This window comes from Flavobacterium petrolei, assembly GCF_003314435.2.
Classification (GTDB): domain Bacteria; phylum Bacteroidota; class Bacteroidia; order Flavobacteriales; family Flavobacteriaceae; genus Flavobacterium; species Flavobacterium petrolei.
Genome location: NZ_QNVY02000004.1, coordinates 50,442 through 65,973, shown reverse-complemented (window position 1 = coordinate 65,973; position 15,532 = coordinate 50,442). Strand labels below are relative to the sequence as shown.

At 33.2% G+C, this 15,532-nt stretch carries 11 protein-coding genes; 2 read left to right on the top strand and 9 right to left on the bottom strand.

The annotated features are described in order from the left end of the window. Positions 1-47 precede the first annotated feature (47 nt). From DR871_RS12110 to DR871_RS12070, 9 genes are all read right to left on the bottom strand, one after another. Entirely contained in the window at positions 48-2,060 is a 2,013-nt protein-coding gene (locus DR871_RS12110; RefSeq protein WP_113666650.1) for a heavy metal translocating P-type ATPase, read from the bottom strand. A 207-nt stretch (positions 2,061-2,267) separates the two neighbouring features. After that, a complete protein-coding gene (locus tag DR871_RS12105; RefSeq protein WP_207209807.1) occupies positions 2,268-2,891 on the bottom strand; it encodes a phosphatase PAP2 family protein in 624 nt (207 codons plus the stop codon). A 154-nt stretch (positions 2,892-3,045) separates the two neighbouring features. Further along, positions 3,046-6,042, bottom strand: a complete 2,997-nt coding sequence (locus tag DR871_RS12100) for a glycoside hydrolase family 3 N-terminal domain-containing protein (RefSeq protein WP_113666651.1) — start codon at positions 6,040-6,042, stop codon at positions 3,046-3,048. Positions 6,043-6,055: 13 nt separating this feature from the next. Continuing rightward, on the bottom strand, positions 6,056-6,538 hold the full coding sequence (locus DR871_RS12095) for an ABC transporter ATPase (RefSeq protein ID WP_113666652.1): 483 nt from the start codon (positions 6,536-6,538) through the stop codon (positions 6,056-6,058). A gap of 65 nt (positions 6,539-6,603) precedes the next feature. Further along, positions 6,604-7,395 carry a (Fe-S)-binding protein gene (locus tag DR871_RS12090; protein WP_113666653.1) on the bottom strand — a complete coding sequence of 264 codons (792 nt, stop codon included), beginning with the start codon at positions 7,393-7,395 and terminating at the stop codon, positions 6,604-6,606. A 95-nt stretch (positions 7,396-7,490) separates the two neighbouring features. Next, the gene (locus tag DR871_RS12085; RefSeq protein ID WP_113666654.1) at positions 7,491-8,822 is read right to left on the bottom strand and encodes a (Fe-S)-binding protein; all 1,332 of its coding nucleotides are present in this window, start codon (positions 8,820-8,822) and stop codon (positions 7,491-7,493) included. 5 nt (positions 8,823-8,827) lie between these two features. Then, positions 8,828-9,793, bottom strand: coding sequence for an MlaD family protein (locus DR871_RS12080; RefSeq protein WP_113666655.1), 966 nt, complete (start codon positions 9,791-9,793; stop codon positions 8,828-8,830). A gap of 32 nt (positions 9,794-9,825) precedes the next feature. After that, positions 9,826-11,010, bottom strand: a complete 1,185-nt coding sequence (locus DR871_RS12075) for an N-acetylmuramoyl-L-alanine amidase family protein (protein WP_113666656.1) — start codon at positions 11,008-11,010, stop codon at positions 9,826-9,828. A gap of 50 nt (positions 11,011-11,060) precedes the next feature. Then, positions 11,061-12,227, bottom strand: a complete 1,167-nt coding sequence (locus DR871_RS12070; RefSeq protein ID WP_113666657.1) for an N-acetylmuramoyl-L-alanine amidase family protein — start codon at positions 12,225-12,227, stop codon at positions 11,061-11,063. An 83-nt stretch (positions 12,228-12,310) separates the two neighbouring features. On the opposite strand from DR871_RS12070, the gene DR871_RS12065 reads away from it, so the two are divergent. Further along, positions 12,311-15,058, top strand: a complete 2,748-nt coding sequence (locus tag DR871_RS12065) for a putative LPS assembly protein LptD (protein ID WP_113666658.1) — start codon at positions 12,311-12,313, stop codon at positions 15,056-15,058. Positions 15,059-15,120: 62 nt separating this feature from the next. Further along, positions 15,121-15,501: a RidA family protein gene (locus DR871_RS12060; RefSeq protein ID WP_113666659.1), complete on the top strand. Its 381-nt coding sequence runs from the start codon at positions 15,121-15,123 to the stop codon at positions 15,499-15,501. Positions 15,502-15,532: the final 31 nt, after the last annotated feature.

Below are 15,532 nucleotides of genomic sequence, written 5' to 3'. Positions count from 1 at the left end.
AAATAGGAATGGGTTTTATGGAATTTTAAGTTAAATACGAGATGAATTTAAAATTTCATTTGCTGAATTCTAACCGCATTCAAAATTGCCAGTAATGCCACACCAACATCCGCAAAAACAGCTTCCCACATTGAGGCAAGTCCACCAGCTCCAAGAATTAAAACTATCAGTTTTACAGAAAAAGCCAAACTAATATTTTGCCAAACGAGTTGTTTTGTTTTTCTTCCAATAGCAATGGCGGTAAAAATCTTAGTAGGCTGATCATTTTGAATAACAATATCAGCCGTTTCAATTGTTGCATCGCTTCCTAAACCACCCATAGCAATTCCGGCTTGGGCCAAAGCAATTACCGGAGCATCATTTACGCCATCTCCTACAAATGCAACTTTTAGATTTTGGTTTATAAGTGCTGTTACTTTTTCGACCTTGTTTTCCGGTAATAAATCCCCAAAAGCTTCATCAATATTCAACTCTTTGGCAACAGCCGAAACTACAGCTTGATTATCACCGGATAGCAGAATTGTTTTGATATTTATTTGGTGTAAACTTTCAATAGCTGTTTTAGCATCTTCTTTTATTTCATCGGCAATAAGGAAATAACCTGAATATTTCTTATCGATGGCAACAACAATAATCGTAAATGGAATTGCATCTAACTGTTTGTCATAATCGATATTAAATTTATTCATCAGTTTAGGACTTCCCACTAAAATTTCTCTACCATCCGCAACGCCTTTCAAACCAAGCCCTGAAATCTCCATAACATCAGAAACAACAATTCCATTATTAGCATTATTGGCGAATTCTAGTATTGCAGAACCAACAGGATGCGAAGATTTGGCTTCGATTGCAGCAGTATAATTTACCAAATCAGCCTCGGGAATCCCTATTGAAACTACTTTTTGAACTTTAAAAACACCTTTAGTCAACGTTCCAGTTTTATCCATAACCACTACCTGAATAGCTGCCATTGTATCCAAAAATGTAGATCCTTTAAACAATATTCCGTTTTTACTTGCTGCGCCAATACCGCCAAAATACCCCAACGGTATAGAAATCACTAAGGCACAAGGACATGAAACCACCAAAAAAATTAAGGCTCGATACAACCACTCTTTAAACACATACGTTTCAACAAACAAGATTGGAACCAAACAGATGGCAATGGCAAGATATACTACTATTGGCGTGTAGATTTTAGCAAACTTCCTAATGAATAATTCTGTCGGCGCTTTTTTGGCAGTAGCATCTTGAACCATTTCCAGAATTTTAGACAATTTACTATCCGTAAATGCTGTAGTAACTTCAACTTGAGAAATCGTATTGAGATTAATCATTCCTGCAAGAATTGTTTCTCCTTTTGATTTGGTGTCAGGTTTACTTTCGCCGGTTAGTGCGGCTGTATTAAAAGTAGCATAATCCGAAAGTAATTTCCCATCCAATGCTAATTTTTCTCCGGGTTTTAATTCTATGATTTCTCCAATAGTTACTTCCCGAGCTTTTTTGGAAACAATATTAACCCCATCAAGAACATTTGCAACATCAGGTCTTTCATCCAGTAATGATTTTATGTTGGATTTTGCTTTTTTTACGGCGAGCATTTGAAACAGTTCACCAATGGCGTAAAATAACATTACAGTAACTCCTTCCGCATATTGACCAATTCCAAAAGCGCCAATGGTAGCAACACTCATTAAGAAAAACTCAGAAAAAACAGCTCCTTTGCGAATTCCTTGATACGCTTCTTTCAAAACCGGAAACCCTACCGGAACATAAGCTATGACATACCAAACAATTCGAATCCAACCATTAAACCAAGATTGAGAAACGTAATTATCAAATAGTATAGCAATTAGTAATACTATAAAACTAATTATGGAAGGTAAAAACATTTTGAAGGTACTTTCATCACCATTAGAATGATCGTGATTTTGCTCAATATGGTTTTCTGACTCACTGTGAGAAGAACAACATCCTGAATCTTGGTCTGCTTTATTAGCTTTTTTTTTTTCTAAAGCACAGCAAGATTGTTCATCATCTATATCCTGTTTGTGTGTCATTTTAGATAATTTAATTTAATAAAAAAGAAGAGCTAATAATAATCAAAAGTGTTACTGTTACTGTAAAGTTAGTTGAATTTAATGTTTTACCTTTTGATATAGCACATAAAATTACCGTTAATAATAACCCAACAATTATTTATTTACAGTTAAATGATTTAGACTTCAATTCTTTATCGTTTTCAAACAATAATCACTGTATTTTAGCTACTTTTTATCCTTTTTAGAATTTTTTTTATTCATCCATTTATTCACTTTATAGCTAAGATAAGCCGAGCCACTGCCAATAATTGCCCCTGCAAATACATCACTTGAATAATGAACACCTAAATGCATTCGAGAATATCCCACTGTAGCTGCCCATGCAAAAGATGGTGCAATAACATACCATTTGGGATAAGCTAAACTCAGTGATGTTGCTGTCGCAAAAGCTAAAGAAGTATGTCCAGAAGGAAATGATTTCCCCAAAGACGATGCTGCTTGATCAATATCAGGATAGGTCTCAAATGGTCTGCTTCTTTTTATAGTATGTTTCAATGCAGTGGTAATAAATGCATTTACTAAGAATGTTTCTCCTATAAAAATTGCTTGTTTCTTGATGGTACTATCTTTCTTTATTAAAGCAACCGAATATATAATAATGGGAGTTGCAACACTTATTGGAACAGCACTATTCGTTACTAATTTAAAAGTAGGATCTAAATTCTTATTCCTATCAACATTGATATCTCGTAGAATATTAATATCAATATTTTGAGCATTTACAAAAGTCGTGCAAAAAAGCAATACAATTAAACTGACTTTTGTAAAAAAGGTATTCATATTTTTCATCAAACTATTTTTATCTCAAATATACTATAATAAGCTAAAATTTGTAACTAAATACTTGTAATAAAAGTATTGAAAATCATTTTAATAGAAATAGTCCAAATGAAATTCTCAGTAATTTCATTTGGACTATTTCTATTATTACTTCAAAATTAGGTTAGTGCATTATAGCTTCATAAATCACCTTTTGAATATCTTCTCGAATGTTTTCTTTGGATAATCTATTTTCACCAGCAATAGGAAAAGTTCTATTGGATAAAAATACATAGACAATTTGCGTTTCAGGATCAGCCCACGCCATTGTTCCAGTGTAGCCGGTGTGTCCAAAACTGGTCATTGAAGCACAACCGCATGTAGGACCTTCGGCACCCAATTGTGGTTTATCAAAACCAACACCACGCCTATTTCCCACTGCGCAGAAATAACAAGTATTGAAGTCTTCAAAAGTTTTCTCGGAAAAATATTGCTGATTGCCATAATTTCCTTTTTGCAGATAAAGTTCCATTATTTTAGCCACATCCATTGCATTCGAAAAAACTCCTGCATGACCAGAAACTCCACCTTCTAAAGCAGCCGATAAATCATTGACATACCCTTGCAAAAGTTGATGACGGAAATACGTATCCGTTTCCGTTGGCGGAATTCTATTTTTATCAAATTTATTCAATGGATTAAAACTGGAATTATTCATTCCAAGCGAGCGATAGAAATTTTCCTGAATCAAAACATCTAATGTTTTACCGGTTGTCTTTTCTAAATAATCCTTCAAAATCATGAAAGTAAGATCACTGTATTTGTATTCTTTTTTCACTGACAGCTTACTATCCACAATCATTTTCATAATAGTATCACTAAAATCATTTCGTATAAAAAGACTATCTCCTAATTTTTTCGAGAAATTCTCTTCGGCAACTTTCCTAAAATAAACTTCAGAAGGAGATTTTGATTTATCCATCGTGGCCTTATAAAATGGAATCCCTGCAGCCAAACCAGCATAATGAGACAATAAATCCTTAAAATTAATATTCGCTTTATTGGAATCTTTAAAAATGGGAGACATGGTTCCTAATGTAGTCTCCAGATTTATTTTTTGTTGATCGTATTGCAACATTACATTGGGTAACGTGGCCAAAATTTTTGTTAACGATGCCACATCATAAATATCAGAATCCTGCACTTTTATCAATTTATCATAAGTATGGTATCCGAATGATTTTTGATATATAACTTTACCTTTTCGGGCTACCAAAACCTGAATTCCAGGTGTCATTTTAGCATTAATAGCGTTATTGGCGATATCGTCAATTTTTGATAAAATAGTTGAATTCATTCCAACATTTTCCGGTGTAGTAAACCCTAAACGATTCAATTTTTCTGTTGGTAAACCATCATTTACTTTGAAACTATCATTGATTGAAACCGGCAATTTGCCTTTTGCTTCGATTGATCCAAAAATTAATTCTGCAGAAACTATTTGAGCAATCTTACTATTTTGATAGGAAACAACTAATCCTTCAATATCCTCAAAATTTGTAATGGGTAATAATGAATAAGGTTTTGCAAAAACATTTAGAATTACATTGTTATTCTTGGCTAAAAAATTGATTTTAAAAACTTCATTCGCTTTTAAATCATCGTTTCTAAAAGCAACATCTGATTTATGATAACCAATGATTACCGTTGTAAAAGACTGTAATTTCGCTTGAAGACTATCCAAATTGGTTTCTGCAATTTCAGTCACTTCAGCGTATTTTTTTAAAGTCGACAAAAAATCATCATTGCTGTCATCACCAATTTTTACATAAGCAATTTTTTGTTTGTACAAATTTTTAATTGGCAAAACAGCCGAAGTATTTTTTAGAACCGTAATTGCATTTTCATATAATTCATATTGCAATGCATCATTTTCGACAGTATTTAAATCGCTGTACAAATTTTCTATAACAATCGGTTTGTACGCATTCAAACCAGCTTTATACTTGAATTTTAAAATTTTCTTTACAGAAAAAGCCAACCGTTCATCAGTAAATAAATTCAAGGAATATGCTAATCTAAATTTATCAATCGCAGCAGGAACATTTTCAGGAAACAACAAAACGTCATTTCCGGCCATAAAAGCTTCAAAATTAATTTCGCTGGGTAATTTAAAATTACTTACACTTTTCATATTCAAAGCATCGGTAAAAATAAGTCCTTGGAAACCTAGTTCTTTTTGAAGAATATCAGTAACTACATTATAAGAAATCGAAGAAGGAAAATTAGGTCTTGGTTCTAAACTGGGAACGCTTAAATGTGCCACCATAACTGATGCAAGTCCTTCATGAAACATTTTTTTGTAAGGGTAAAACTCAATATCTTTTAGTCTTTCTTTCGAAGAATTAATGATTGGTAATTTTTTATGAGAATCGGTATCCGTATCACCGTGACCCGGAAAATGTTTCCCTGTCGAAAATACTCCCTGACTTTGAACCCCGTTCATTACGGCAATTGCCCGTTCTGTAACTTTAAATTTATCTTCGCCAAAAGAACGAAAACCAATAATAGGATTTTTAGGATTTGAATTGATATCAAGCACCGGTGCAAAATTAAACTGCATTCCCAATCGCTTGCTCTGCTGTCCCATTTGCGCACCAACTTTCTCTAAAAGTTTCATGTCTTGAATGGCCCCAAGCGTCATATTCCAAGGATAACGATAGGTAGAATCCAATCGCATACCCAAACCCCATTCCGCATCACTTCCAATAAAAAGAGGGATTTTTGATTTGGATTGAAAACTATTAGTCAATTTAGCCTGGCGAACTGGACCGCCTTGGAAGAAAATTAATCCTCCAATTTTATAATCCAAAATAAGTTTTTCAATTGCATTACTATGAGTAGAATCTTTATTGGAATAAGCAGCAACCATAAATAATTGCCCAAATTTTTCCTCTAAGGTCATAGTATTATAAAGACTATCTACCCATTTGTTTCCTTCGGGAGACAAGTCAAAAAGCTTGGGAATATTAGTTTTATTTGTGCTGTCCAGATTTTCTATTTTGGACGGAACTGTGGATACAATTGTTTTGTTCTTATTCACTTTTGTACCAACGCAACCAGTAGCAACAAAAATAAATAAGACATAAGAAAAAACAATTTTGATGCCTATTTTTTTCATTGAACTATTTTGTTTAAAAAAACCTACTGTGCCAGCTATCAATGGCTGGAACTTCCCAAGATTCATTATATTCTTCTATATTATTAACCAAATTATTGAAAACGATTGTGTTCTCCGTAACCGCTTTATCTTTAACCATCTTTTTAAAATCAATCAATGGCTTGTGTGCGATATGCTCTCCAAGTTTGAACGTAACATTCATTTTATCTAATAAATCAACGTTATATTTTTGTTCTAAACTTTGGATAAATTCTACAGAGGAATCAATAGAACATCCTGTTGCTGGCTGAACATCTTGATTTACTGCAATAATAATGAAGCGATTGTATTTTAATTCATACGATGATTCTAAACTAGTGCCATGCGCAGCCCAACCTTCTAAGAAAGATTGCAAGGCAGTTTCTATATCAGAAAATTCCGCATCCGAAAACTTTCTGTTCGATTGATAAATCCAAATTCTGGATTCTTCAGGTAAATTTTCAAATGGAACGTACATTGTATTTTTGAGTTATGAGTTATGAATTTTGATTAAGATAATCAAAATTTGTAATTTTAATTGATTTATAAATCCTGAGCATTTGCGATTAATTCCGCAATATCCATAACTTTTACTTCACCTTCCTTTTCTTTGTTTTTAATCCCATCTGTCATCATGGTATTACAAAAAGGACAACCCGCAGCAATTATTTCCGGTTTTGTTTCTAATGCGTCTTCGGTTCTTTCAACGTTGACTTCCTTATTTCCTGGTTCAGCATCTTTAAACATTTGGGCACCGCCGGCACCACAACATAAACCATTTGCTTTCGAACGCTTCATTTCAACTAATTCAGCATCCAATTTAAGAATCAAATCTCTTGGTGCTTCATACACATTATTAGCTCTTCCTAAATAGCAAGGATCGTGAAAAGTAATTCGCTTTCCCTTGAATTGCCCACCTTCGATAGTCAATCTTCCATCATCCAACAACGATTTCAAAAATTCCGTGTGGTGAACCACTTCGTATTTTCCGCCTAATTCCGGATATTCGTTTTTGAGCGTATTAAAACAATGCGGACAAGCAGTGACAATTTTTTTTGCTTCGTAAGCATTCAAAACCTCAATATTCATCATCGCTTGCATTTGGAATAAAAACTCATTCCCAGCTCTTTTCGCGGGATCACCAGTACAACTTTCTTCGGTACCCAAAACCGCAAAAGGAACATTGGAACGATTTAAAATTCGTACAAATGCCTTAGTTATTTTCTTTGCTCTATCGTCAAAACTTCCTGCACAACCAACCCAAAATAAAACTTCTGGTTGTTTCCCTTGAGCTAACATTTCGGCCATAGTTGGCACTATTAAATTCTCTGACATACTATTTGTGATTCGGTTATTCGTTGATTTGATTATTCAAGTAAACGGAAATTATTCTTGTATTATATGAAATAAATTCTTAACAAATAAAACAATTATTCATTTTTCCAATTCAATCGATCTTGCTGATTGTACTGCCAAGGTGCACCATTATTTTCTATATTGGTCATCATAGCATTCAAAGGCATTGGAGCCGCACTTTGTTCCATAACTAAATAGCGACGCATGTCCATAATGATAGAAAGCGGGCTAATATTTACCGGACATTCGTCCACACATGCATTACAAGAAGTACAAGCCCAAAGTTCTTCTGGTGTAATGTAGTCGTTTAATAATGTTTTATTATCCGGAATAAAAATACCTTTATTGGCATCAATATTTCTTCCTACTTCTTCCATTCTGTCTCTGGTGTCCATCATGATCTTACGTGGAGACAATTTTTTTCCTGTTATATTCGCTGGACAAGACGAAGTACAGCGACCACACTCTGTACAAGTATAAGCGTTCAATAATTGTACCCAATTTAAATCCTGAATATCACTTGCGCCAAATTTACTTGGAACTGCATTTTCATCCACTGGAGCTGCCGCAAAAGGATCAGCGTTAGGATCCATCATTAACTTCACTTCTTTAGTAACGGATTCTAAATTATCAAACTGACCTTGTGGATTCAGATTTGCAAAATAGGTGTTTGGGAAAGCTAACAGAATGTGTAAATGTTTTGAAAAATAAAGGTAATTCATGAATATCAAGATACCCACGATATGCAACCACCAGAATATCTCTGAAAGCAACATTACCAATTCATTTGACATTCCATTAAAAATAGGTTCAATAAACTGACTTATTGGAAAAGAGCCTGCTTTTATAAAATGTGAAAAACCACCCGGAACATTTTGCAAATGCAAATCAGAAGCGTTCATTAATAAAAATAATGTCATTAGAACCACCTCAAAATACAAGATGTAATTCGCATCACTTTTAGGCCATCCTTTCAAGTCTGAACTTACAAATCGTTTCAGTTTGATGGCGTTTCTTCTACTCCAAAAAGCAAAAACAGCTACTAAAACCAAAAATGCTAAAATTTCAAAAGAAGCAATCAGCACATCATACGTTGTTCCTAAAAAAGCAAAAACACGATGCGTACCAAAAAGTCCATCGATTATAATTTCTAATAATTCAATGTTGATGACCACAAAACCTACGTATACAATAATATGAAGTATTCCGGCAATGGGTCTTTTCACCATTTTTGATTGGCCAAGAGCAATCATTGCCATATTAGTCCAACGCGCTTTAGGATTATCTGAACGATTTACAGCAGTTCCAAGATTGATATTCCGTCTAATTTTTTTAACACTGTTGAAAAAATATCCAAAACCAATTACCAATAGAATGGCAAATAAAATATTGTCTAAATAGCTCATAATTACTAATTTTTTACATTAGGTATAGAATCGTTCGTAGGACCAACATAAGGTTTGTTTTTCTTTCCAAAAACAGAGATATTCACATATCTTGTCGGATAGAGTCTAATGTCCTGTAATAGTAATTCTAATTCTTTTGTAGAACTCTTAATGTTTTGGTAGAAAGCCTCATCGTTCAATAATTTACCCATAGAACCTTTTCCAGATTCCAAACCGCTCATGATGCCATCTAATCTTGCTAAAGTTGCATTCAAATTACGGGCAGTTTTAGCTAAATCAGCTTTATTAAGGGAATCGGATATTTTAGAAAAATTTCCAGAAATTTTATTAAAATTGGTTACTACTCCATTTATTTGAGTTTTATTGGTACTCAATAAATCATTAACGCTCAAAGAAACTTTATGAAACTGTTCAACAGTCTTACCTAATTCAGCTAAGGTAAGTTTTAAATCTTGCTGGCCTTTTTGGTCCAAAACGTTGTTTAATCCTGTCATTAATTTTTCAGTACTTCCCAACAACTTTTCAAGTTTTTCCTGAAGGGGAGCTAATTGATCTCCTACTTTATCAGTAAGACCCATTTTTACTCCACCTTGCAATTTCTGACCATCAACAGCTAAGGTTTTGTCATTAAAATTTGGAATAATTGCAATTTGTTTTCCTCCAATAAATCCTGGCTCATAAATAGAGGCAACGCTGGAACTGGAAATTGGAAAATCAGTTTTTAATTGTAATTCGACTAATAATACACCTGTATTTTCATTTATGGTGATGCTACTAACTTTACCTACGACTAAACCGTTTAGGGTTACTGGTGCTGATGTAGCTAAACCTTCTACACTTTTATATTCTACAAAAAAAGTTTTGTAATTGGTAAATAGGTCTCTTCCTTTTAAAAAACTGTAGCCCCAAATAAATAATAAAATCGATGCTATTACTAAAATGGCAGTTTTAATTTCTCTTGATATTTTCAAAATTTAAGTATTTTTTACAAATTTAATATAAATTATTTGACTTGTTGTAATTTTTTCAGCGCTTCTTCAACACTAATATTTTTTCCATTCCTAAACGCTATAATATACGCTGAAGAATACCCTTTGGATTTAACCTCTTTCAAATTCTGTTTCGCAAGACTATAATCCGTTGTAGCGCCATAAGCATATTTATAAAAGGACCCGTTGTTTGTTCTGACGCTGACATTTTTTAATCCCTTAAAATTAGAAGGATTTAATTCGATATTTTTATTTCCGGCTGCAAATTGAACTTTAAAAACTACATCAGAATTTTGTGTTTTTGTTTCGCTCCTTGGTGAAACTGATTTATCAATATTTAGTTTTGATTTTGTGCGCTTTAAATTATTTTTTGTAGTGTTTTCCGTTATTTTTTTGGAGGAAGTATCCTGATAAGTATTATCGGATTGTGTTCCAAAATATTCTTTTTTGTATGCGATAATTGCTGTTGCAATTGCATGCGCCATCTTGTTTTGTCCCACATTTGAATTAAGAAAAATTCCTTCCTCATTATTGGATAAAAATCCTAATTCAATCAATACACTGGGCATGTAAGCGGCGTCCAAAACCCATAACGGAGTCTGCTTTATACCTCTTGATTTTCGATGCACTTTATTTTTAAAATTATTTTCAATTTTTGAAGCTAAATTTATACTTCGGTCTAAATAATCTTCTTGCAGAATTTTCAACCCTATTAACGTTTCGGGATTTTTGGGATCAAATCCTTTATAAGTTTGCTTGTAATCTTTCTCCAATAATATAACTGAGTTTTCTTGTTTTGCGATTTCCAAGTTACCCTTACTCCTTGCCAAACCCATTACAAAAGTTTCTGTACCAAAAGGAACTGGGTTTTTGACAGAATTACAGTGTATGGAAATAAATAAATTGGCATCAAGACTATTCGCTTTTTTAGGTCGGTCCTTTAATTCTATAAAAACATCTGATTTCCTGGTATGAATGACTTGAATACCGCCCTCTTTTTCAAGGAGCTTTTCCAGTTTCAATGTAGTTTTAAGTGCAATTTCTTTTTCAACAAAACCGTGATAAGAATTACCAGGATCTTTACCACCGTGACCCGCATCTAAAATTACAATAAACTTAGTATTGGACTGAGGAAAAATATTTACTGCGGAAAATAAAAACAGTACTATAAAAACGATTTTAATTTGTTTGAGAATCATCAAAATATAGGTAGGTGTGTTTTCTAATTATAACATAAAAGTAACTGCTATTATTTTAGAGCATCCTGAATGTTGATTTTTTCTCCGTTTTTGAAAGCTATCAAAAAAGCAGTATTATAACCTTTATCTTTTGCTTCGCTTAATTGCTTTTTTGCTTCATCATAATCAGCAGTTTCTCCGTACATATACTTGTAAACTCTATTTTCATAGGCTACAGAAATATTTTTTAGCCCATTGAAATTTCTAGGAATCAATTCCATCCTTTTTATGCTTGCCGAAAGTTGTACTTTGAATATCGGTTTAGAGTTATCAACCATTTTTTTAGTTTGCGTTGCCTCCACCGTTTGAGAAATCGTTTTTGGTTTTGCTGGAGTAACCGTATCTCTTATTGGTTTTTCATTAATTTTTTGTGAAGGTCTTTCTTCAAAAATTTCTGTCTCACCACTACCATAATATTCCTTTTTATAGCTAATAATCGCATCTGCAATGGCTTTGGCAATTTCATCCTGTCCTTCTTCTGAATTTAATTTATTTCCTTCAATAGTATTAGAGATAAAACCCATTTCTATTAATACTCTTGGCATATATGCCTTGTGAAGCACCATAAAAGGAGCTTGTTTTACTCCGCCACCTCTAATTTTTTTACCAAGATCTTCAAAAGAGTCTTCTACTTTACTTGCAAGCGAAATACTGTTATCTAAGTATTCCTCTTGCATCAAAGTCATTCCAATCATCGTTTCCGGAGAGTTGGGATCAAATCCTTCATATTTTTGTTTGTAATCTTTCTCTAATGTAATTACGGAGTTCTCTTTTTTGGCCGCTTCTAAGTTTGATGCCACTTTACTCAAACCCATTACGTAGGTTTCAGTACCATCAGCAGCAGTGTTTCTATTAGCGTTACAATGAATGGAAACAAAAATATTGGCATTAAATCTATTGGCAATATTAGCTCTTTCGATCAGATCAATAAATACATCTGTTTTTCGAGTATAATTTACCTCCATTTGTGGAGTAGCTGCTAATATTTTTCCAACTTTTAAAACTACTGCCAAAGCAATGTTTTTTTCAACTCGCCCTTCATAAACAGCACCAAAATCATGCGCTCCATGACCTGCATCTAAAGTCACCTTAAAATTATTGGATTGACCATACCCAATTACCGAAAATATTATCAAAATAAAAGTTAATATTCTTTTAATTTTATATGTTTTGCGCATAAAGCTATAAGTTAATTTAATTAAAACACTACCGTTATAAATTTATTTATTTGACTATTTTTGACAAAAAATAATATGTAAGTTTGACATGTCAAAAAACAGGCCATAATTTTACAAAAATAGCATTTAAACCTTTGTATACAAACTTATTTAATATCGTTTTATTATCAATTTTCCTGTCACTTGGGTCCGGTAAATTATATTCTCAAGATATCCCTAAAAAAAAGACGGCTATATCCCCTACTAAACAAATAGATAGTACAAAAAAAAGTATTACGAAAAGTAAAACTCCTATTTTAACTGTTGAAAAAGATACCGATACAATCAAAATCGACAGCATAAAACCTAAAAAAGCATTTCTCGACGGTAAAGTGAGATACAAAGCAGATAACTATGCTAAGATTGATCAGAAGAAAAAAATTATAACTCTTTATGACCAAGCAGAATTGTACTATCAAGACGTTGAACTGAAGTCGGGAATAATCGTTATGGATTATGAAAAAAATGAAGTTTATGCGGGACGTATCAAAGATTCAACAGGCACTTACACTCAATATCCAAATTTCAAACAAGGCGCCAATGTCATTGAACCTGATTCTATTCGGTTTAACTTTAAAACAAAGAAAGCTTTAATTTGGAATTCAAGGTCTGACCAAGGTGAATTTAAAATAAAAGCAGCCATAACAAAGAAAGAGAATGACTCGGTTTATTTTCTAAAAGGAGCCCGATTTACAACTTCTAAAGATGTAGATAATCCCGAATATTATTTCCAAACAAATAAAGTAAAATTTATTCCAGGCAAAAAAGTAGTTACCGGTTTGACCAATATGGTTATCGCAAACGTACCAACTCCAATTGCATTACCCTTCGCTTTTTTTCCAATGAGCAAGGAAACCAGTATTTCCGGGTTGATTTTACCCAGTTACAATGACTCAAATAATCGAGGATTTTCACTTCAAAATTTGGGATATTATTTTGCGCTAAGCGATAATTATGATTTAACGGTTTTAGGGGATTATTACACCAACGGAAGCTATGGATTACGTTTTGAATCCAGCTATGCTAAACGATACAACTACAGAGGAAACCTGAATGTTCGATTTGAAAATTTAATCACCAGCGAAAGAGGCTATCCAGATTATTTGAAGCAAAACATTTACAACATACAATGGTCACATTCGAAAGACTCTAAATCAAATCCTAATTCCAGTTTTTCAGCATCTGTGAATCTGGGAAGCAGCAAGTATTTCCGGCAATCCATCAATCAGGTTAATATTGGATCAAACCTGAACAATACTTTGAGTTCATCGATATCGTATTCAAAAACTTTTACATCAGTTCCTCAAGTAAGAATGTCGTTGACTGCAACACATTCACAAAATACGCAAACCGAAGAAATTAATATGACTTTGCCAACCTTACAGTTGAGTGTTGACCGAATTTATCCATTTGTGGGTAAAGATGGAGTTCGAAAAGGTTTGTTAAAAAACATCAACTTACAATACAATTTAAACGGACGAAACAGTATTGTTACCTCTGATTCTTTGTTTTTTAAACCTCAAATGTTCCGCGATGCAAAAGTTGGTTTCCAACACAGCATTCCATTAAGTACGAATTTTAAATTATTTAAATATTTTAGTGCTTCATCATCTTTAAATTACGAGGAAATTTGGTATACCAAAACAATTGAAAGAAGTTATGATGTAGACCAAAGTAAAGTTATTGATAAAACCATCAATGGATTTGACGCTTTTAGAACGTATTCGTTCTCCTCAAGCGTGGGAACCACGATATATGGAACTTTTAATTTTGGTAATGACAAAAAAATCAAATCTATAAGACACGTCATGAGACCGTCGGTATCGTATGGTTACACTCCTAGTTTTGAAAAATATTATGATACCTACGCATCTGACGCTACTGGTACAATAAACAAACAATATACTCGGTTTGAAAATGGAATTTTTGGTGCTCCTGGTTTAAACAATTCTAATACCTTAGGTTTTGATTTAAGCAACACATTTGAGGCTAAAGTAACTGATAAAGACAGTACAAAAGTAGAGCCCAAAAAAATAATGCTACTTAATAACTTAAATCTTTCTACATCCTATAATCTGGATGCAGACGGAGTAACTTCTCTAGCTTTTTCACCAATACGAGTTAGCGGTGGAACAACTTTACTGGATAATAAAATGAATGTAAATTTTGGGGCAACATTAGATCCTTATGCCATTGACAATTCCGGAAACCGAATTAATGTTTTTAATATTGATAATGGTGGGAGTCTTTTTAGAATGACGAGTTCTAATATGACCTTAAATTATTCTCTTTCGAGTAAAGGTAAAGACGATAAAAAAGATAAAAATGTTCAAAGTCAGCGAAATGGTGGTCGTGAGGATGATTTATTTGGTACAAATACTGATTTAGGAGATAGCAGAAGAAGCCAATTTGAAGATGAAGAAGAGACTGACGGCGAAGATAAAATTTCTGAATTTTTCAACTCTAAATTACCGTGGGACATGACATTCGCCTATTCATTAACGTACGGGAATAACAACCGAGAAAATCAAATAATTGGGAACTCGATAATGATTTCTGCTAATGCGGACATAACTCCTAAATGGAAAGCAGGCGTTTCTACAGGTTACGATTTTGTTCAAAAAGGCGTTACATTTACACAACTCCGTTTTGAAAGAGATTTGTTAAGCTGGAGAATGGATTTCAACTGGTCTCCGTTTGGTACCAATGCCAATTGGGGGTTCTTCATTGGAATAAAATCAGGCGTACTGAGCGACATCAAATGGGACAAAAGAAGCACGATAAATAGATAATTCTATTCCATATTAAATACTAATTGACACTACGTTTTTTAACTTTAGACAAGCTTACTTTTATGAAAAAAATAATTTTAACAGAAAATGCTCCGGCTCCAATTGGACCTTATAACCAAGCTGTTCTTAAAGGAAATACACTTTACACTTCAGGTCAAATTGCGATAAATCCAGTATCTGGAGAATTGATTACAGAAACCATCGAATTGGAAACGGAACAAGTGATGCAAAACATGAAAGCAGTTTTGGAAGCAGCAGAAATGACATTTGATAACGTTGTAAAAGCAACAATCTTCATTATAGACATGAATGATTTTGGAAAAATAAACTCTGTTTACGGTTCTTATTTTAACGAAAAAATTGCTCCAGCTCGTGAAACGGTTCAAGTGGCTTGTTTGCCAAAAAACGTAAATGTAGAAATTTCAATGATTGCAATACTTTAATATTCAATAACAACATTGAGTTAAGCAATAT